The 20,779-nt window shown below is 64.2% G+C and carries 11 protein-coding genes and 1 pseudogene; 7 read left to right on the forward strand and 5 right to left on the reverse strand.

The features are described from left to right. Nucleotides 1–335: 335 nt before the first annotated feature. Nucleotides 336–517: pseudogene (locus HAV22_RS01895) on the reverse strand (IS110 family transposase); the annotation flags it as partial. A gap of 447 nt (nt 518–964) precedes the next feature. Next, nucleotides 965–1,891 carry a LysR family transcriptional regulator gene (locus HAV22_RS01900; RefSeq protein ID WP_166855913.1) on the reverse strand — a complete coding sequence of 309 codons (927 nt, stop codon included), beginning with the start codon at nt 1,889–1,891 and terminating at the stop codon, nt 965–967. A 137-nt stretch (nt 1,892–2,028) separates the two neighbouring features. Between HAV22_RS01900 and HAV22_RS01905 the strand changes: the two genes are divergently transcribed. From HAV22_RS01905 to HAV22_RS01935, 7 genes are all read left to right on the forward strand, one after another. Further along, on the forward strand, nt 2,029–3,345 hold the full coding sequence (locus HAV22_RS01905; protein ID WP_166855915.1) for a cation:dicarboxylate symporter family transporter: 1,317 nt from the start codon (nt 2,029–2,031) through the stop codon (nt 3,343–3,345). A 31-nt stretch (nt 3,346–3,376) separates the two neighbouring features. Further along, nucleotides 3,377–3,937 carry a carboxymuconolactone decarboxylase family protein gene (locus tag HAV22_RS01910; RefSeq protein WP_166855917.1) on the forward strand — a complete coding sequence of 187 codons (561 nt, stop codon included), beginning with the start codon at nt 3,377–3,379 and terminating at the stop codon, nt 3,935–3,937. Between the two features lie 10 nt (nt 3,938–3,947). Continuing rightward, nucleotides 3,948–4,775 carry an SDR family NAD(P)-dependent oxidoreductase gene (locus HAV22_RS01915; RefSeq protein WP_166855919.1) on the forward strand — a complete coding sequence of 276 codons (828 nt, stop codon included), beginning with the start codon at nt 3,948–3,950 and terminating at the stop codon, nt 4,773–4,775. Continuing rightward, nucleotides 4,775–5,599: an amidohydrolase family protein gene (locus HAV22_RS01920; RefSeq protein WP_166855921.1), complete on the forward strand. Its 825-nt coding sequence runs from the start codon at nt 4,775–4,777 to the stop codon at nt 5,597–5,599. The genes HAV22_RS01915 and HAV22_RS01920 overlap by 1 nt, the downstream gene beginning before the upstream one ends. 111 nt (nt 5,600–5,710) lie before the next feature. After that, nucleotides 5,711–6,505 (forward strand): substrate-binding domain-containing protein, encoded by a 795-nt coding sequence (locus HAV22_RS01925; RefSeq protein WP_166855923.1) that lies wholly within the window; start codon nt 5,711–5,713, stop codon nt 6,503–6,505. 31 nt (nt 6,506–6,536) lie between these two features. Next, nucleotides 6,537–7,424: an alpha/beta fold hydrolase gene (locus HAV22_RS01930; RefSeq protein ID WP_166855926.1), complete on the forward strand. Its 888-nt coding sequence runs from the start codon at nt 6,537–6,539 to the stop codon at nt 7,422–7,424. An 81-nt stretch (nt 7,425–7,505) separates the two neighbouring features. Beyond that, complete coding sequence (locus tag HAV22_RS01935; protein ID WP_166855928.1) at nt 7,506–8,573, forward strand: porin; 1,068 nt, start codon at nt 7,506–7,508, stop codon at nt 8,571–8,573. Nucleotides 8,574–9,108: 535 nt separating this feature from the next. Here the strand turns inward: HAV22_RS01935 and HAV22_RS01940 are convergent. The 3 genes from HAV22_RS01940 to HAV22_RS01950 all read right to left on the reverse strand — a co-directional run bounded on the left by HAV22_RS01940 (nt 9,109) and on the right by HAV22_RS01950 (nt 20,775). Further along, nucleotides 9,109–10,440: an HlyD family type I secretion periplasmic adaptor subunit gene (locus HAV22_RS01940; RefSeq protein ID WP_166855930.1), complete on the reverse strand. Its 1,332-nt coding sequence runs from the start codon at nt 10,438–10,440 to the stop codon at nt 9,109–9,111. Continuing rightward, the gene (locus HAV22_RS01945) at nt 10,437–19,649 is read right to left on the reverse strand and encodes a putative Ig domain-containing protein (RefSeq protein WP_166855932.1); all 9,213 of its coding nucleotides are present in this window, start codon (nt 19,647–19,649) and stop codon (nt 10,437–10,439) included. Before HAV22_RS01945 ends, HAV22_RS01940 begins: the two co-directional genes overlap by 4 nt. Before the next feature lie 400 nt (nt 19,650–20,049). After that, complete coding sequence (locus HAV22_RS01950) at nt 20,050–20,775, reverse strand: hypothetical protein (protein ID WP_166855934.1); 726 nt, start codon at nt 20,773–20,775, stop codon at nt 20,050–20,052. Nucleotides 20,776–20,779: the final 4 nt, after the last annotated feature.

Below are 20,779 nucleotides of genomic sequence, written 5' to 3' on the forward strand. Positions count from 1 at the left end.
CGTACCGACGGGAAATCGGATAATACGGGTTCAGTATATACCCAAGCAATACATGGCCAGCCAATTCATTGGTGAAAGATCGGCGACCAGCCGAGCGCCGCGCCGGGGCACCGCATTCTCGGTCCGGAAGCGCGCGGCGAAGGCCGCGAGTTGCTTGGAATGGTAGCCCGGCAGGAAACTTTGTATGGCTTCTATATGGACGCCTGCCTTTTGCAAGGTATTTTTCAGGTCTGTTCAGACGAGGAAAGTCGCTGTTCTACATCCGGCCTTGTGCGCGGCAAAGCCGCTGGCCCCCATGAAATCCGCTGGCCCACGCCTCATTCTCCTAACGGGCGCTGCGAGCCGCCGCATGCCTCCATGCCGACCAGGCAGGGAGCGCGGTTGGCGAACCACCGCAGGAACTGCGCGCGCTTGATCTGCTGGTTCATCACTTCGCCTGTTTCCTTGTCCACCGTGTACAGCTGGAACACGCTTTTGGCGTATCGACACCGACCACCGATTTGGGAGTAGCATTCATGATGTGGATCCTCCGGTTAGCCTTGAAAGCATTGCGCTTTCACTTTAGGCGCTTCTGACGCCGTTGGCCCGCGAGGGTCCACCTTCCGCTTTCCCTCAAACGTTCACCCTGCTACTCATCCTTTCCTCGACGCACGTCGCTTGAACGGCAGAGGTGGGAGGCGTCCATTTCATTCTCCTTTGGCTCGAGACTGCGCAGGGCAGCATCTGTCAGCATATGGGCCTCCCGATACCGTGTCTGCAGGGGCTAGGTTTGACCCGGATTTCCTAAATAGATTCAGCCACTTAGCATATCCACGTACCATGTTTGAGTGTGTAGGTGTGCGATGCCGTGGTCGTCGTAACCCGAATACACTGCCGCCAGCATGTTCCCGAGCTCGGACGCGCGATCCATGTGGCGCACGCTGAGAAAGACCGGCGCGACCGCGCGCGTTGCGCAGCAAGTCGCCTATGCCCAGATCACATCGTTCTTCCATGCCTCGCTGGCGATCAGCGACTGCAGCTTTTCCTGCAGCATGGTCGACCACGCATCGACAAGCCTCGATGGCCGGCTCTCGCGCAGCGTCGTGATGGCCACGGTCGACCGGATCGAAGGACGTTCTATCGCATAGGCGACCACGTCGCCGCGTGACACCTCGTCCTTGATCGCAACCTGGGTGAGAATGGAATAGCCCAGTCCCGCCTTGACGAGCTGCTTCGTCAGAGCAACGCTGTCGACTTCGATTTCGACGCGCAAGCGGACACCGTGCTGGATCGCTGCCTGCTCGACGAGGCGGCGGTTGCTGTGGGGCAGACCGGGCAGGATCAGGGGAACGTCCGCGAGATCGCGGATATGATAGCTGCGCTTGCGCCCTGGTGCGCCGGCGGGACCGATCAGGATCATCGGTTCGCTGAACAGCGGGCGGACGTCGAACGCATCCAACAGCGGCTGGTTGTACACGACGGCCAGGTCGACCCGCTTGTCGAGCACCCACTCCTGCAGCGAACTGCTGAGGCCTTCGCGCAGGTGCAGCGTGACGCGCGGCCAGCGCGTGCGGAAATCCTTGATCAGATCGGCACCGATCAGCGCCCCGATGGTCGGGGGCAGGCCGACGGCCAGATGGCCACCCTCCTCGTCGGTGCTCGCACGGACCTGTTCGCCGGTCTCGTTCACCATGTGCGTGATCATTTCGGCCCGTTCCAGCAACCTGGCACCGGCGGCCGTCAAGCGCACGCCGCGGCCGTGGCGGATCAGCAACGGTACGCCTATTTCCTCTTCTAGCTTCGCGATCTGCCGGCTCAAGGCCGGCTGGGCGATGTAGAGCTCGGAGGCCGCACGGCTGAAGCTTCCCGACCGCGCCACGTGAATGAAGCTCCTGAGTTCTCGTATATCCATGTCAACCGCCAGCCATGCCGAAGAAGCATAGGATCATATATTCATACGGTCTTTGTCAAAGTTTTTGCATGCACCTATGCTTCATACAAATAGCAGGCCAATCAAAACAGGACGCCCCGGCGACCTTAGGAGACGTGATGAACCAACTGAAAAAACTGCATGTGCAGGTGTTGATCGGACTCGCATGCGCTGTCGTGCTCGGTCTCGTGGCACCGGCAACCGCCATCTCGATGAAACCGCTGGGCCAAGGGTTCATCGCGCTGTTGAAGATGATGCTGGCACCGATCATCTTCTGTACCCTGGTCCAGGGCCTTGCGCACGTCAAGGACATGGGCAAGCTGGGACGGCTGGGCCTGAAATCCCTCCTCTATTTCGAAGTCGTGAGCACCATCGCGATGATCGTCGGTTTCGTGCTGGTGAACGTCTTCGAGCCCGGCGCCGGACTCCACGCGACGAACATGGCGGAAAGCGCCGACGCGCTGAAGGCCGCCTCGGGGGCCGGCCAGATTTCGGTGGTCAATTACCTGCTCGGCCTCATTCCGCACACGCTCGTCGATGCATTCGCCAAGGGCGACATCGTGCAGGTCCTCATCATTTCGATCCTCGCGGGCCTCGCGTTGAACGTCTCGGTCGGCGCGGATTCCGTGCTCCTGCGGGGTATCGACGAAGCACAAACCGTCCTGTTCCGCATGCTCGCTTTCATCATGAAGCTGGCGCCGCTGGGTGCGTTCGGCGCCATGGCGGCTGCGATCGGCAGCTACGGCGGCATGACGCTCGTGTACCTGCTGAAGGTCATCGTTGTCTATTACGGCGCATCGCTGGTATTCGTGTTCGGCGTCCTGAGCTCGATCAGCTGGATGATCGGCCTGCCCTTCTTCGCCGTGCTGAAGCTGATTCGCGACGAGATCCTGCTGATCTTCGGCACCGCGTCCAGCGAAGTCGCCTTCCCGCGCCTGATCGAAAAACTCCAGCGCGCCGGATGCGACGAAGTCGTCGTCGGTTTTGTCCTGCCGGCCGGTTACAGCTTCAACCTGGACGGCACGTCGATCTACATGGCGATCGCGATCGGTTTCATCGCCCAGGCAACGGACACGCCGTTCTCGCTGTGGCAGCAGCTGGGCCTGCTCGCCATCCTGAGCCTGACTTCGAAAGGCGGCACAACTGTGGCGGGCGGCGCGTTCGTGAAACTCGCGGCGACCCTGCAGTCGGTGCACACGCTGCCGCTTGGCGGACTGGGACTGCTGTTCGGCATCGACCGCGTGATGGCGACGGCTACCGCTCTCGTCAACGTCGTGGGCAACACGATCGCCGTCTTCACGATTTCGCGCTGGGAGAACGGTTTCGATGCGGAAGCCTTCGCTCGCGAAACGGGAACGCGTCCCCGCGGCACCCGCCTGCAGCGGGACGCAGCCGCCGCGCAGTCCCAGCCGGTCCAATCGAGTATCGGCAATTGAGCTGCAACCGATCTGCAACCAAGGAAACGACATGTCACGCATTGCACCTATTGATCCCGAGCGCCTCGACGCCGAGCAGCGCGCGGTCTACGACGCCATCGCCAGCGGCCCGCGCAAGGGTGTCCGCGGCCCACTCGCCGTGTGGCTCCACCGGCCGCGCCTCGCCGACCGCGCCCAGGCGCTGGGCCGCTACTGCCGCTACGACAGCAGCCTGCCGCCGCGCCTGTCGGAACTCGCCATCATGCTGATGGGCCGCCACTGGCTCGCCGAATACGAGTGGGCCGCACACAAGCCGTTCGCGCTGGAAGCGGGCCTGTCGCTCGACGTGCTCGATGCGATCCGAGACGGCCGCGAGCCCGCCTACGCAAGGCGCGACGAAGCGCTGGTCCATGCGTTCATGCGGCAGCTCCACGATCACCGCGCCATCGACGACACGCTGTATGCCGAGCTCGAACGCGAAATCGGCCGCGACAGACTCGTGGACCTGGTCGGCGTGGCCGGCTACTACACGCTGATCTCGATGACGATCAAAGTCTTCGAGGTGCCACCGCCCGCGGGCGTCACGCCCGAACTTCCCAACGCTACGAATTAAGGAAAGCAGCATGGAAACACCAGTCACACATCCGTCCACGCTGGGGCGCCTGAACAACAAGGTCGCTATCGTCACCGGCGCCGGCTGCGTCGGCCCGGGCTGGGGCAACGGACGCGCTGTCGCCGTCCTGTTCGCCCAGGCGGGCGCGCAGATCTTCGCCGTCGACAAGAGCATGGAAGCGATGGAAGAAACCATCCGCCGCGTGCGCGAAGCCGGCGGCACGATCACGGCGCACACCTGCGACGTTACTGACAGCGCCGCCGTCGAAGCCATGGTCGCCGCGTGCAAGGCCGAATACGGGCGCGTCGACATTCTCGTCAACAACGTCGGCGGCTCGGCGGCCGGAGGTCCGGTCGCGCTGTCCGAAGACAAATGGGATGCCCAAGTCGCGTTCAACCTGAAGAGCGTGTTCCTGACCTGCAAGCACGTACTGCCCGTAATGGAGGCGCAGGGCTACGGCGCAATCGTCAACACGGCGTCGACGTCCGGCCTCCGCTGGACGGGGTCTGCGCAAGTCGCGTATGCCGCGTGCAAGGCCGGTGTGATCCAGCTGGGCAAGGTCGTCGCCGTCGAGTATGCGAAAAAAGGCATCCGCGTGAACACCGTCGTACCGGGCCAGCTGCATACGCCGATGGTCGAGGCCCGCCTCGCCGGCCAGCGCAGCGGCGGCGACGTCGACAAGCTGCTGGAAAGCCGGCTCTCGCGCATTCCGCTCGGCTTCATGGGCGACGGCCGGGATACCGCGAACGCGGCGCTGTTCCTGGCGTCCGACGAGGCGCAATTCATTACCGGCACCGAGATCGTCGTCGACGGCGGCATGACCGCAAGGTGCGATTGATGAAACGGCCCACGCTCACCGGCGGCGTATGGGACTGCCATACCCACATCTACGGACCGTGGGATGCGTTTCCCCTGCCCGCCAACGCAGCCTACAGGCCGGCGGCCGCGCCCATGGCCGACCTGCTGGCAATGCACGAACGGCTCGGCATCGGCCACGGCGTGCTGGTGCAGGCGGCGTGCTACGGGACGGACCACCGCGCGCTGCTCGCGGCGCTCGCGGCGACGGATGGACGGTACCGCGGCGTGGCGCTCGTCGACGAGACCGTGCGTGACGCGGACTTTCAGGCGCTGCACGAAGGCGGGATTCGCGGCGTGCGCTTCAATTTCATGGGACACCTGCCCGGCGATCGCGACATGGACCGCTTGCGCAGGGTCGCCGAGCGCGTGCGTCCGCTGGGTTGGCATGCCCTGCTGCACGGCCACCTCGCGAAGATGCTCCCCGTCCTCGACGCCTGGCGCGACCTCGACATGCCGCTCGTGATCGACCATATGGCGCGCCAGGACGCGACGGGCGAATGGGACGACGCGCTGCAGCGCCTCGTCCGCCATCTGGCGCACCCGCAACGCTGGATCAAGCTATCCGGCGTCGACCGCGCGATGCAGGGCGCGCCGGCACCGTGGGACGCCGCGCTGCCGCTCGCGCGCCGCCTGCTCGACGCCGCACCGCAGCGCGCGATCTGGGGCACGGACTGGCCGCATCCGAACATCGAGGGCCCCGTGCCCGACGACGCCCGGTTGCTCGACTTCCTGGTGGACGTCTGCCGCGACGCGGCGACCGCCCAGGCGGTACTGGTGGATAACCCGCAGCGCCTATACGCCTGACGCCGCGGCCACGCCGGCCTCGTTTTTTTGTTTTGCACGACGTACCACGACGGCGCGTCGCGGCGACGCACGCCCGCCGCGCCACTCGAATAACGATAAGGAGATGATGAAATGAACAAGTCGATGACCCGCCATTGCGCGACGGCCCTGCTCGCGCTCGGCTGCACGGGTTGGTTGCCCGGTGCGGCGCAGGCCGCGGATATCCACGTACTGGCCACGGGCGCGCTGTCCGCGGCGTTCAAGCAGCTCGGCCCCGACTTCGAGAGGAAGTCCGGCCACCACCTGATCGTCTCGTGGGGCCCTTCGTACGGCAGCTCGCCCGACGCCCTGCCCATGCGCATCAAGGCCGGCGAAGCGATGGACGTCTGCTTCATGATCAAGGCGGCGATGGCCGATCAGGTCAGACAGGGCAACCTGCTGGCCGGTACCGCCATCGACCTGGCCGGGTCGCGCGTCGGCGTCGCCGTGCGGGCGGGCCTGCCCCGGCCGGACATCGCGTCGGTCGACAGCCTGCGCGCCACGCTGCTCGCGGCAAAGTCCGTCGCATTTTCCGAAGGCGCGAGCGGCAAGTACATCGTCGGCACGCTGTTTCCGGAGCTCGGCATCGCGGACGCGATGAAGGCCAAGAGCGTACCTATCCAAGGACGCGAGCTGGTCGGCACGGCCATCGAACGCGGCGACGCCGACCTCGGGCTGCAACAGATCAGCGAGCTGCGCGCCATCCCCGGCATCCAGTACGTCGGCCCGCTGCCGGAAGCCGTGCAGAAGGTCAGCGTCATCTCCGCGGCGATCGGCAAGGACGCCAAGGAGCGCAGGGCGGCCGAGGCATTCCTCGCCTATCTGAAAACGCCCGAGGCTGCCGCAACGTTCGTGAAGACGGGCCTCGACCCGATCGGCGCGCAATAACGCGAATAAACACATCGATAAGGAGACTCACATGAAACTTCGTAACCTCAGCTACGCATTCGTCCTCGCCGCCACGTTGTCGGCATCCGCATTCGCCGGCACGGCGGTCACGGCGGATCATCAACTCGTCAAGTACGGCACTGTACAAATCGACGTGATGCGCGAGGGACAAGGCCCCATCATCGTCATGCTGCCGTCGCTCGGGCGCTCCGTCCGCGACTACGACCAGGTCGCCGAGCGCCTGGTGGCGGACGGGTTCCGGGTGCTGCGCCCGGAACCGCGCGGGATCGGGCTCAGCAAAGGCCCCATGGACCACCTCAGCGTGCACGATTTCGCAAAGGACGTCGCCGCGGTGATCGAAAACGAAAACAAGGGGCCGGTCGTCGTCGTCGGCCACGCATGGGGCAACTTCGCGGCGCGCCAGCTCGCGGCCGACCGTCCCGACCTGGTGCGCGGCGTCGTCATCGCGGCGGCATCGGCGGGCAAGGTGCCGCCAGGGTCCAACGAAAAGCCGATCGGCCCGGAAATGCGCAAGGCCATCGATGGCGCCGGCGACATGAAGCTGCCCGTAGCCCAGCGCCTCGAGTACCTGCGCAAGGCGTTCTTCGCTCCAGGTAACGACCCGCATGTATGGCTGACCGGCTGGCACGCCCAAACGCACGAAGCCGAATCGCACGCGCGCAACACGACGCCGGTCGACGATTACTTCGCCGCGGGCACGGCTCCCATCCTCGACCTCCAGGCCGAAAGCGATGCTGTGGCGCCGCGCCGCTTTTCCCAGGTCCTGAAAAACATGCTGGGCGATCGCGTCACGGTCGTCGTCATTCCCAATGCCGGCCACGCGCTGGCGCCCGAACAGCCGCAAGCCATGGCCGACGCGATCGCTGCGTTCGCGCACAAGGTCTTCGCCGACAAATAACCGGCTCCCGCTTTCCGGCGGCATGGGTACGCCCGGCATGCAAGCCCGGCGTACCCCCTATTCACCTGTTCGGTCAACACAATGAAAACACCAATCATCGCAGCGGGACTACTCGTCCTGGCGAGCGGCGCGTCGTCCGCGCAAAGCAACGTCACGCTCTACGGGATCGTCGACGTCGGCCTCCGCTACGGCAATGCCGCCACGTCGAACGACGACACGCTGTCGGTCGGATCGGGCCAGCAAAGGGCGTCGCGCCTCGGTTTCCGCGGCACGGAAGCCCTCGGCAACGGACTCTCTGCCAGCTTTCAACTGGAAAGCGGATTCAATGCCGACGACGGCACGCTGGGCTACGGCAACCGTCTCTTCGGCCGCCAATCCTGGGTCGGATTGAACGGCGCGTTCGGTTCGATCCGGTTCGGCAGGCAAACGACGGCACTCTACGATGTGCTGTTCACGGTCGACCCGTTCGTCATCAACGGCACCGGCAATGCGCAACGGGTGTTCGGCTACGGTCTCGGAAAAACGGACCCGTTATCCCGTGCAGACAATTCGGTCACATATCACGTCGACATGCGCAACGGCTTCGGTTTCTCCGCAGGCCATGCGTTCGGCGAAAGGACAGGTGGCTTCGCCAGCAACAGCAGCGACTTCGCCTCGGTATCGTACGTGACCGGCCGCTGGAACGTACGCGCGGCGTACCAGCATTCGGATGGTGTCGACCTCGGCGCGTCATCGACGCAACTGGGCGCGCTCGTCCCCGCGGTGCATCTGGCAGCCGCGAGTGTCAAGGTGAAAGGCGCGATCGCCGGCGCCGTGTACGACTTTGGGTCGTTCAAGCTTCACGGCATCTACGGCGATACGCGTGCCGGCAATGGCGGCGCAGTGGTCATGCGCAGCTACATGACCGGGGTGACCGTCGGCGCCGGACGCGGCACGATCTGCGCATCGTGGAATCGCAACGACATCCGCAATCTGCGCGACGGGGTCTCCGATCAGTATGGCCTCGATTACACCTATCCGCTCAGCAAACGGACGTTACTCTACGCCGCCGCCGGTTATACGAACAACGGTGGTGACGTCCGCCTGAACTCGGCAAGAAATGGTTTCAGCGGGCGTGAGGTAGAGACTGGGATACGTCACACGTTTTGATTATCGGGCAGTAGCTTGCCACATCTGAATCAGGCAACCGGAACTGAAGCGACACAAGTGTAGCCGGCGCATAAATCGCACCTGTGCTTGAAGTCGACACGTTGTTCTCTGAGAGTCGCATTTCGCCGTAGAAATAAAAAAGCCGTTGATCATTCGATTCGAAAGATCAACGGCTCGCCCATTCCTACTTAAAAATCAATCACTTACAAAAACACCTTCACTCCCACTCGATTATCAATCGTCGAGCTAAGTATGTGAATTACTTACGAATTTAATAGCACTCCTGAGTCAGTACCATTCACGATACCATGCCAAGGTTATCAATCCATGAACCGGCAATAACGGGGTATCACGTCAATTGTCTCCCTGCTGCGCCCCCCCCCCCGCTCTTGAGCCCTACGTTCATGGTATCGCGAATGATCTGCTACCGGCTGGACTCAAACAAACCGCTCCCGCAACAGCAGCGGCGGTCACCAGCATCTGCGGCCACCGTCGGCCGTTTGGAACGACGTCTCACCGTCCCACCACTCAGCGGTTAGCGCTCGCGGGCGCTGTCATGTACCGCCTCCCATATTGGCGAGAGCAGATACTGCAGCACAGTCCGGTTGCCCTCCCTGATCTCGGCCGTCAACTGCATCCCGGCCACCAAGGGATGCGTCGTGCCGTCCGGCGAGCGCAGCCTTTGGGTGTCGAGTGCGACGATTGCGCGGTAGCCTTGGGGCTTTGTGCTCTTGTCGCCAGTGTCCGATACGTCGGGATTGATCTGAATAACCCTCCCCGGCATTAAGCCATACTGCTGAAACGGGAACGTACGCAGCTTCAGCGATACGGGCATACCTGTCTCAATGAAGCCTACGTCCTCATGCTGGACAAAGATCTCGGCAATCAGCTGCTCCTGGACCGGAACGACCGACAGCAGCACCGTCCCCGGTGCAACCACTGCGCCGACGGTGTGGGTTGCCAAGTCCTTCGCGGTGCCGTCCTGTGGGGCACGCAATTCCATCAGGCCGCTCCGAAAATCCTCCTTGACCATTGCCTGCTGGAGCTTGTCGATCTGTCCGTAGACGTCGACCCGTTCGTTGCGCAAATCACTCGTGTACCGCGACGTCAGTTCGCGCTCGCGCTCCCGGGCCTGGGCCACGGCAGCCTTGAGGCTCGAAAGGTTGGCAGCCTGGGCCCGTGTGTCCTCGGTCTTTTCGAGATACTCGCGTTGCTTGTCGCGCGCCATCAGTTCGCCGGCGAAACCTTGGCGGGCCAGGTCGGCGTAGGCATCGGCCTGCTGCTTCAGCAGTGGCGCCACAGCATGCAGCTTGGCCAGCGTGGCGTCGGCAGACGCCTGGTCGTGCTCCGCGCGCAGCACAGTCTCCCGTTGCTGGGCCAGTTGGTCGTTCCACGCTTGACGGTGTGCCTGCAGCTTGGCCTCGACCTGGGCAAATAGATTCCGGTCGTCGCCCGGCATCGCCTTCCAAGGCGCGATGCCCAGCTCTGCGTCTATGCGGCGCAGTTCCAGCCGCTTGAGGGCCAGTTCGCCGGCGAGCGACTGCCGGTCGGCCTCGCTGGAGCGCGAGTTCATGCGGATGAGGACATCGCCACGCTTCACCTGCGCGCCCTCGCGCACGAGGATCTGCTGAATGATGCCGGCTTCGGCCGGCTGCACAATCTTTACGTACGATTGCGGCACGAGACGGCCGTCCGCGCTCGCGACAATGTCCAGCCGCCCGACAGCGGACCAGCAGATCAGCAGGAGGCAGAGGATGGATACACACCACAACACGCGGCGCGGCAGTGTTGGCGGCGGCGCGTCCTGGAGGGCCAGCAGGCCGGGAGAGAACGCCGTTTCGACGAGGGAAGCGTGGATCTTGCTCATGCCAACGCTCCCGGGGTTTGCCTGACCCCGCTCCAAATCAAGCCGTTCGGCCCAGCCACGCCAGCGCTGGCGTCCGTCGGCCCTCCACCCGCTGCAACGGCGACACCGTCCATCTGGGTGCGCTGGACATCGAGATACGCCATCTCCACGACCCCCATCGCCGGACCGCCGAGATGCGCGGCGAGCAGCGTATCGGCGATGGCCCAATGATTCGCGATCGTTTCCCCTGCCTGCGCGGCGGCGTAGGCCTGCGCGAACCTGACGGCATCGAACGTCGGCACGACTTGACCGTCAGGCATGACCGACTCGATGATTGCCGCGGTGGCGACGCGCGCGCTGCCGTCGGACTGATGCGCCGTCGCCGTGCCGGCGGAATCAATGTCGAGCTCGATAGGCGCGACGCCCGTCAGGCCACCGCGGTCGGTTGCCACCACCTGCAATTGCAGGGCTCCCGCGCTGCCCGCGGCGGGCGTGCCACTCAAGGTCATCGTCGCCGGGTCGAAGTGCAACCAGTCGGGCGGCGCGGTACCGTCTGCGCCACGGATGCTGTAGCCGAGCACCTCGCCCTCATCCGGGTCGCTAAACAGCGCTGTCGGCAGCACATAGCTAAACGGACTGGCTTCCTGCGCGCGCTGCGGGGTCAGCTCGACGACGGCCACAGGAGCCCGGTTTGGTTCGAACACGTCGCTACCCGTTGAGCCGTCGGCATGCGTCCACGTATCCCTGAGCTTGTACCCGTATTGGTCGTAGTACGTCACCACCGAATTTCCTGCAGCGTCATTTACTGTCGTGGTGTAGGTCTGGTCGACGGCGTAGTCAGTGGACGAATTCGAGCCGTCCGGATACCAACTGCTGGTGCCATGGCGTCCGTCCGGCGCCGTGTAGTTGTAGAACGCCACGTTGTCGGTATTGATCGTGTAGGAGTAGGTCGTCGCGTCAGACGCCGAATAGTTGCTGCCGGAGGAACTGCCATCGGGCTCATAACGATCGCTGCCGTAGCTACCGTCGGACTGGTACCAGGTATCGCCGCTGAGGAAATCGCCCGTGTACGTATTGGTGTAACCCGAGAACTGACCATTGGCGTATTTCTGGTAGCCGGCGAGCGCATGGCCGGCGGCGTCGTAATCGGTCCAGCGCGCTTCCCCGTTGGCGCGGTTCACGTAATCCCGGTGGCCGCCGTCCGCACGAATCGCCGTGCCCTCGGTTGTGCCGTCGTCGCCGAACGTGTCGCTGCCGTGGCTGCCATCGTCCGCCGTCCACGTGTCGCTCGTCACGACGCCGAATACATTGATGCGCCTGACAAGATGGCGTCCGTCCGCATCGGTCACCTGCGCCTCGTCGACCAGCCCGTCGCCGCTACCGCTGGTGCCGTCGCTGCGGGTCCAGCGTTGCTCGATCAGGACATCGGACGCGTCCCAGCGCTGCAGCGTGCTGTTGCCGTGACCATCGCTGAGACCGGTGGCATGTCCCAGGTACGTCCCGCCCGGACCAAAATAGGTGCTGGTCGCGGTAACGATACCGTGCGCGTCCGGCACAGTCGTGTCGGTCGAATCGCTGCCGCCATCAGAATGGAACAGGGTGACGTACGACGATCCGTCGGGTCTCGTCATGGCGAACCGGGTCTGGCGTCCGGTCGCGTCCCAGGCATATGTTCGCAGGACGCCGTCGCTGTCGCGTTCGCCGGAACCGTGGGCGCCGTCAGGAGTCTGCCAGGATTCCGTCGTTTCGTTTCCGGCGGCATCGTAGTTCGTCACGAACAGGTTACCCAGGTTGTCGAACACTCGGATGACGTAGGTGCCGTCCGCGGCTTGCTCCTTGACGTGGGTCATGGAGTCGCCCGGACTCCAGAGCGTCTTCTGCGTACCGTCGGCGTAGTGCCAGCCGCGCTCGATTTCCACCCCAGCCGCGCTCTTTTTGATCCAGGACGTATTACCATGAGCGTCGTCCGTCGAATCGACCGTGGAGCCGTCCGCGTTGACCGCGTGGCCGACGCTGGCCCCGAACGCATCGAAAAGATCGTTGCCGTACGCCCCATCGGCGAGTTTCCAGATCCGCTTCGTCTTGTGCTTGGCGGCGTCGTAGAACAGCGTCTCGACATTGCCCTTTGCGTCGTCCGTCATCACGCTCGACGTGCCGTCCGCGATCTGGCGCGTTTCGGTACGTCCCCCGTCAGCGACATAGATCACATTCACGGTCGTGCCGTCCGCCTCGCTCCAACGTGCCGACTGGGGCGCGCCGTCTGCGCCGTAGAACGTCGTGCGCGACGCACCGTCGACGATTGCGGTCACGGTGGTGCCAAGGACGGCGCCCACGTCCGACCAGCGCGTCGTCGTGCGCGTCCCGGCTGTGTCGGTCACGAACGTGGAGCGACTGCCATCGGTCGCGACCGCGTCGCCCGTGACGCGCCCGTCCGGCTCGTAGCGATCGGTGCCGTGGCTGCCGTCCGACTGCTGCCATGCGCGCGCGGTCATCACGTGTCCGGACGAATAGCTGATCACCTCGCGGTTGCCACGACCGTCGTCATGCGTGACGTCGCTGCTGCCATCTGGCCGATATTGCACAGTGGCGCCGGCATTGTCGCTGGAAGTCAGCACCGCATCTGGCCCGACAGCACTGGACCGCAATAAGGTGCCATGTGCATCGTAGACGGACAAGACGGTACTGTCGCCGTCGAATCCGAGTACGGTCGAACTGGTCAGCTTGCCGGCGGCGTCGTAGTTGCCGGTTCGGTAGGCGCCGTCGGTGTTCGGCATCGCGGCCACGCTGCCGGTCAGCCTTCCTGCGGCATCGTAGTTGGAGGTCGTGATGTTGCCGGCGGCATCCACGGCCATCATGTACGCGCCGGTCTGCGCACCGGACGCGTCGAACTGGGTGATACGCACCGTACCCGGGGCGAGGACTTCGACCCGCGACGACGCGCTGACATTGCCGGCGGCGTCATAGACGATCGTGCCGCTGCTGCCCGCGCCGTCGCTCGTCGTCACCCGGCTTCCGATGGCGGCACCGGCAGCATCATAGAGGAGCGTGGTCGTCACGGTGCCCGCTACCGTCGTCGTGCTCGATCCCACGGCCCGGTCTGCCGCATCATACTGGACCGTACGCACGCTACCGTCCGCCATGGCGATCGTCAGGCTGGAACCCGTCAGCCTGCCCGCGGCGTCCAGCGTCTCGGTAGTGGTCACTCCATTGCCGTCATCGACCGTGCGCGCCAGCAAGATGCCGGCGGGATCGTAATTCCAGCGGTAGGTCTTGCCGTCGATCGAGCGCTGGAGGCTGTAGCCGGGGTCGGTATCGACGGTCGCGGCAACGACGCCGTTCACGCTGACGACGGCACTGCCGAGCGGCGTGACCACGGACTCGACGGTTTGGCCGTCCACGCGCGAGAACGTGCGCGTGGGCTCGACATAGCCGACGCCGACCACGGCGCTGCGGTCGTCGTGCGTCACCGGCGCCGTGGCCGCGGCGCCCAGCTGGGCCGGCGCGGACGGCGTCGGCGCGTCGGGCGCGACGCCCGTGCCAGTGGGGTCGCCCACACTTGTCGGCCCTTCCTGGCCGACGACACCGCCGCTGTCGACCGTTGTCACGACGCCGTGGACGTCAACGACCTGCCCATGCCAGCTGCCATCCGCGCCATAGAACGTGTAGCCGGCGGAGCCATCGTTGTGGAACCACATGTCGCTGACGCGGTGGCCATCGCTCGCATAGCCGGTCATGACGCCGTTGCCGAAGCCGTCCAGGTACAGGCTCTCCTTGCCCTTCTGGCTGAAGCGCCAGGACGTGCCGGCCGTGGTGGTGTCGGTGCCGGTGAAGACGATGCCGGTGAGCGCATCGTACATTTCCAGCGTGGTGCGGGTGGGGGAACCAATGGGATTGAAGCCGCGTATGCTGTAAGACGTCCCGGCGACGCCGTTGACGGTGATGAACATCTCGGCTTCGGCGCCCATGCGCGCGGTGGGCGTGTCCTGGGGAATGCGGATCGTCACGCCGTTCATGACCGTGCCGGCCGTGCCAAACGTGACCATGGTGGCCCCGAACTGCAAGCCGAACATGTCGCGGGCGCCGGCAGGGTCGCTGCCGGTGCGGCCGTCGGCATGCCGCCACGTCTCGCCGATCAACCTGCCGTTCGCGTCGAACTGTTCGGTGATGGACTGCACGCCGGCATTGGTCAGTGTATAGGTGCCCCCCGTCTTGTTGCCGTTGACGTCGTAAAAGGTCTCCGTGGACACGCCGCTGCCGTCGCTCGACCGGATCGCATAACTGCCGTCCGGCCGGTACGTGCGGCCCGTGACGACGCCGCCGGCCTGGAACACATCGCCACCGCTCGAACCGTCGGCGCGCGACCAGCTGTCGGACAGCTTCACGCCGGCCGCGCTGTAGGTCGTCCAGGTCAGGTTGCTGCCGCTGCCGGTACGCACCACATACGTGCCGTCTGGGTTGTCGGTACGGACACCGCCGCTGTCGGCCGGCGTCGTCGTCGTCACACCGATCGCGACGCCGGCCGCGTTGAATGCGGTGGTGCTCGTCGTGCCCTTGCCGTCGTCGACATAGGTCGTATAACTGCCGTCGGGCGCGTAGGTATAGCCCGACGACGAACCGTCCGCATTGAAGAAATCGCCGCCATGCGCGCCATCCGGGTGGCGCCAGGTGTCCGATACCGTCGCGCCGGCGGCGTCGGCATTCGTCGTGGTGACGTTGCCGGCAGCGTCCGTGCGCGTCACCACCGTGCTGGTCAATGCGCCGGCCGGGTCGAGGTGGCGTTCCGTACGCAAGCCCTTGCCGTCGTCACTGTAGGCCACCTGCGTGCCGTCGGCTCCGACGGCCGTACCAGAGGCGCTGCCGTCGGCGGCGAACACGTCTGTGCCGTGGCTGCCATCGGCGCGGGTCCAGGTCGTGCTCAGCTTCGCGCCATTGGCGTCATAGGTGGTGACCGCGCGCCCCTGCGGGCCAGTCGTGGCGACCGTCGATCCGGTGAAGGCGCCCCGCACATCGCGCAACTGCGTGGTAACCATGCCACGGCCATCGTCCTCGTAGGTTGCCGTACTGCCGTCGGACTGACGTACCGTGCCCGTCGACGACCCGTCGATGCGATAGGTATCGCTTCCGGACGAACCGTCGGCCCTGCTCCACGTGCGGCTCTGTTTCACGCCGGTCGAGGAATAGAAGGCGACGGTCACGTTGCCCTGGCTGTCGTGCCGCATCAGCCCGTAGGAACCGTCCGCATTGTCAAACCGCACGCCGTTGCGCGTGGCAAGGTCGGTCATGGTCGTCCGGGTACCATCTGCAAACTGGACGGTCTGCAATGTCTGGGCAGGCGTGCCCTCCACGCGCACGGAGCCGGACGCCCCGAAGCGCAGTTCCTGGAAGCCCCTGCCCGGGACGAGCTGCACGTCGTCCGCGTTGGCGACGGTCAGTTGCAGGACATCGTCCGCCGCGCTGGACCGCACGACAGTGTGGCTCTCCAACGTCTCTACCGCGTAGGTGATGTCCGCGCCACCGCCAACCAGCGTAGAACTGCCGCTGGCCGCGTGCACCACGCTGCCGTCGCCGTACGCGAATGCGGTGTAGGTGGTATCCGTGCCGCGCAAGTCCTCGCCATCCACGTTGCTGACCAGGAGCTCATGTCCGTTGCCGGCAAGGTCGAGCGTCCCCATCTGCCCGCCATGCATCAGCTGTGTCCTTGATAGGACGGTACCGTCGTCGAACTGGAAGGCGTCGACGCCGTCGCCGATGCCGCCGACGAGCGTTGCGCTGCCCCCGGCGTCGATGACGAGCGCCGTACTGCCATCGTCGTACAAGGTCGGCGTCAACGTGACGTCGTCGAGCGTGATGCCGGGCCCGAAACGGATCACGTCGTCCTGCTTGGCGCCGAAGATGGTGGTCGTGCCGCTGCCGTCGAGCTCGAAAGTATCGGGCCCCGTCCCGGCAATCAGTTGACTGACGCCGCTACCGCCCACCAGCGTCGTGCGGCCGACGCCGCCATACAGTACGGTCGGCGCATCATACGTGCCGCCGTCACCTGCGTAGAGGACACTGTCGCCGCTGCCGCCATGGATCTGGGCGACGCCCGTGCCGCCGTAGATCGTGGTCGGTCCGCTCCCGGCAACGAGGACGTCCGGCGCGGCCGCGCTGCCGCCGTCGCCACCGAAGATGACGGTCTGGCCGCTTCCACCCTGCACCGAGGCAAAGCCCGAGCCGACGTGGATCGTCGTGTCCCCGCTGCCGCCGACGACGGTCGTGCGGGCGTCGGGCGTGCCGCCGTCGCCCGTATAGATCAGCGTCGTACCCGCCCCCCCCTGGATCACATCGACGCCGCGACCGCCATAGATGGTGGTATCGCCGGTGCCAGCGAGGATCGTGGTCGGCATGTCCGTGGTACCGCCATCGCCGGCCCAGATGACGTCGTGACCGGCACCGCCCTGGATCACCGTGCTGCCCGTGCCGCCCACGATGGTCGCGTTGCCGTCGCCGGCCACGAGGGTCGCGTGGCCCGAACCGCCCATCAGCGTGTCGTTGCCGCTGGACCCGTAGACGATCGTGTCGCCGCTGCCGGCTTCGACATAGTTGTCTCCGTCGGCCGATGCCCGGTCGGGACTGCTGCCTGCGTAGATCGTCGCGTTGCCGCTGCCGCCATAGATGGAGTTGTTTCCGGAGCCGCCATACACGAGGTCCTTGCCGCTTTCCACATGGATGACGTCGTCGCCGCCCATGCCATCGATCAGCACGTCGCCGGTGCCGCCAAAGATGGTGTCGCCTTTGCTGCCGCCCCAGATACTGCTGTTGCCGCTGCCGGCGTCGATGTAATTCAAGCCGTTGCCGGCCATGATGACGTTGTTCCCGCTGCCACCGAAGATCGTCGTGTTTCCGCCGCCGACAGCGAGCCCCTGCATCGTGTTCCCGTCGTAGCCGTCCTGGACCGGTGTCGTCGACGTGCTCGTGACGTTCATGTCGAGGTAATCGATGTGGTACCCATCCTGGTCGCGCCGGAGCCGCGTATTCCAGGTGTCCACCAGCTGCGAACCGACGACGCCGCCCGCTACTGTCGAATTTCCAGCACCCAGCACGACTACCGCGTCCGCGTCGCCAAGCAGGTACAAATCGTTCCCGGCGCCTGCAACCACGGTCGCCTGGCCCCCACCGAAAGTGACGAGGTTGCCCTTGCGGCTCCTGGGCGTCCCCGTCTCGGCGGCGTCCAGCGCGGCCGCCAGCCCGACCTCGCCGTTACCGTAGAAACGGTTGTGGCCGTAGCCCAGGTAGCCGATGGCCGTGCTGCCCTGGGCCTCGACTACATTGTCACCGTTCGCGGCCCAGAAGATATCGTTGCCTCCACCCAGCGCCAGACGGTTGTCGCCATTCCCCACGACGATCGCGTCGTCGGCCGCGCCGGCGGCGACGATGTTGTTACCGTTGCCCAACTTGACGGAGATCGGGCCGCCACGCCCGTCGACGCTGTACGAGCCGTCCCCGCCTTTGTACGCGTCGATCGTCACAGGCACGCCGTTGCGGTCGACCGTCATCTGCTCGGGCGCCAGCCCCTGGTTGTGAGAGAAGTCGGGCGCCGCCGGGGTGTCGCTGCGGTCGAAGGCCACCGACAATGTGGAAGCATCAGCCGCATCGCCCTCGTCGCCGACGAGGCCGACCCGCAGCTGCGCCGTGGCGCTGGCGGCCGGGTCGAGATAGACCAGACCGAGCGTGACACCGGCTTCGCCGGCACCGACAGTGATCGTGACCTTGCCGTCCGTGACCTGGAGATTGTCCGCGCCGGTATTCAGACGCAGCTTGTCCAAGTCGATGCCGCTCAGGTCGAGTTCGACGGTACGCGCGTAGTCGACGGTCGTCGCAAACGAGATGTCGAGCGGGGCGAGCGTCCCCTTGACAGTGGTGCCGTCAACCGACTGGCCCAGCTTGACCTGTGGCCGGTCCGTGAGGTGGATGCCGAGATAGCCCGCTTGCTGGGCCTGTCCCAGGTCGAAATCGTCGATGACGATCTGCGCATTCCCCGCCCGGCCGCCGCTGATCGTCAATGTTCCGACGCCGCCCTTGGCCGCGCCGGGAACGAAACGATAGGTCATCGCCGGATCGGCCGCATCGGTCCAGGTCATGGCCTTCCCGGCGACGGCCACGGTCTTGCTGCCGAACGTTATGCCCGCCTGTAGGTTATCGATGAACAACGCGTCCCGGGCCTTGGTCTGCTTGACGTGGACCACGCCGCCATTGCGCGTCAACACCTCGTAGTTGACCGTGGCGTTGGCATTGCCTTCGAAGGTCTCGGCGCCGCCGTCCGCGACCAGCGTCTCGTTGCCCGTGCCGGCGCGCAGCACGTCGCCGTCGCCGCCGAACATCAGGTCAGATCCCTTGCCGCCTACCAGCGTGTCGCGCCCCATCTGGCCGACGAGCAGGCTGGCCGTGCCGCTCGCGAACGTGCCGGTCTCGTTCGGGCTAACGTTGAGCGAGGCGCCCGCGTCCCAGGCCACGTAAATGTTCGACGGGTTGCGGACGGGGCTCCAGGCATCGGTTTGCAGGATCTTGCCGATCAGGTTGATGCCGGCGTACCGCTGGTTCAGATTGGCGACATATGCAGTGGCGGCGGGCGCCAGTTCTTCGTTCAGGGTTTTGATCGTGGGCGAAAATCCGGCCTTGATCAGGTCTTTGAAATCAACGTTCGCTGCATTAAGGGGCGACATGCCCCGAATCAGGTTCGCCTTCGGAATAGGTTTGCCATCGGGCGGCTGGCCGAGTGCGTGCTCGTACTCCATGATCTTGACACGCTTCTCGGACAGCATTTGCAGAACGTTGGTCGCCTCGGCGGCGGTAACCTTGCCGGGATCATCATACAGGCCGAAGACTTCGGCTTCAAAAAAGCGGCGCTTCTGAAGCCCCCTGTCATACCGCTTGTTACTGCCGTAGCGAATTTCGTACCATGCTTCTGCACGATTACCCTGGCTCAGTGCAGTTGGAAGTTTTGTACCGAGAAGGCCTACGCCACCATTCCACGTCAACGACGACAGTGTCATGATCTCGCGTGAGGTTTTGGAGTCAGGTTCGGATTCGAGTTGCGGAACCGGTGCTTTCATTTTCTCCAAATACGCGGGCCATGCAAGCGGAAAAATGCTTTTCACCTCCTCCTCATTAGCAAAAGCAAAACTGGGGCGCAGATTCGATCCAACCACGCGGAGGAAGTCAGGATCCGTCTCTTTGGCGCGGGCTGCCATGATATCGTTGATACGGCCACGATTGCCTCCCGTGTGAAATTCCTTTCTGATTAGAGTGAGATAATCGTAATCAATCGCTGCCCCACGATTGCCTGGGGGGCGTGACGTAGATGTAATCGCAGCATCCGAGAATCCCATGACTCTCAGAATTCTATTTTTTTCTTCCGTGTCACCAGTAACGAGGTCGTATCCGACCCCAATTGTAGGATTGCCTCTCACATCCGTCAGGACCAGAGGCCCATCTTCGCCGACCTCGAGAGGATAAAGGAACTTGTACAGGTTGCTCACGAAGTCGCCGCTGACCGGGCTCTTCTGCCAAGAAAACCGATTCGTCATATAAATTCTTTCCGTATTGAACGTGAAACATTGCAATGATCATGCACAGCTTCCGAGACGATAGCTATCGCGAACGCACTTTGATGGTCTTAAATGAGCACATCGGCGCAAGCCCATACTGCGTCTGTCTAAACACCTTTGGTCCGACGATAAAAACTGGGGCTCCTCTGTAAACCCGCAGTCGCGCATTGGCGAGCAAATTATCGATGACCGATGCATCGAGTCGTAACGGGCCCGACATATCGTCGGCCATCAAAACATTTTCCTCGACATATCGCTGGTCCGGCTTGCCATCACATCCGCCGCTCGACTTCATCCGGCGAAGTTGCAAGATCGTTTTTGTTTTTCCCGGCACTGTCCCATACGGCGAGAACTGATCGGCCATAGGACCGCGCCAAATAAACATTTGCTCATTATTCTTTTTGAAGATGCTGGCCCGGTATTCATACATGTCTTCTGGAGCGACACCACGATCCAGGTCGGCGAAATAGGCGCTGGCTCCTACCTGCAGGTATTTTTCGATATGCGCGACGAAATCGAGGCTCGGATTGGAAACTGGCTGAAGCGGCGGCATCTCAAACGCACCGCTCAGCGCCGCGGCAACACATGCCTCCGGCATCGCGGGATAGCGCCGGAAATACGTCTGGATTTCCTTGCGCAAATTGGCGCAAATCGGGTCATCGGGTATGGCGGAGCTTTGAACCGCCCAGTGACCTCCATGCTCGGCAGACATGGCGCCATGCTGCATCAGAATCAATACAGCGCTGGTGATGGCAAGTATGGTACGCATGGCA

The organism is Telluria antibiotica (assembly GCF_011682055.1).
GTDB classification, from domain to species: domain Bacteria; phylum Pseudomonadota; class Gammaproteobacteria; order Burkholderiales; family Burkholderiaceae_D; genus Telluria; species Telluria antibiotica.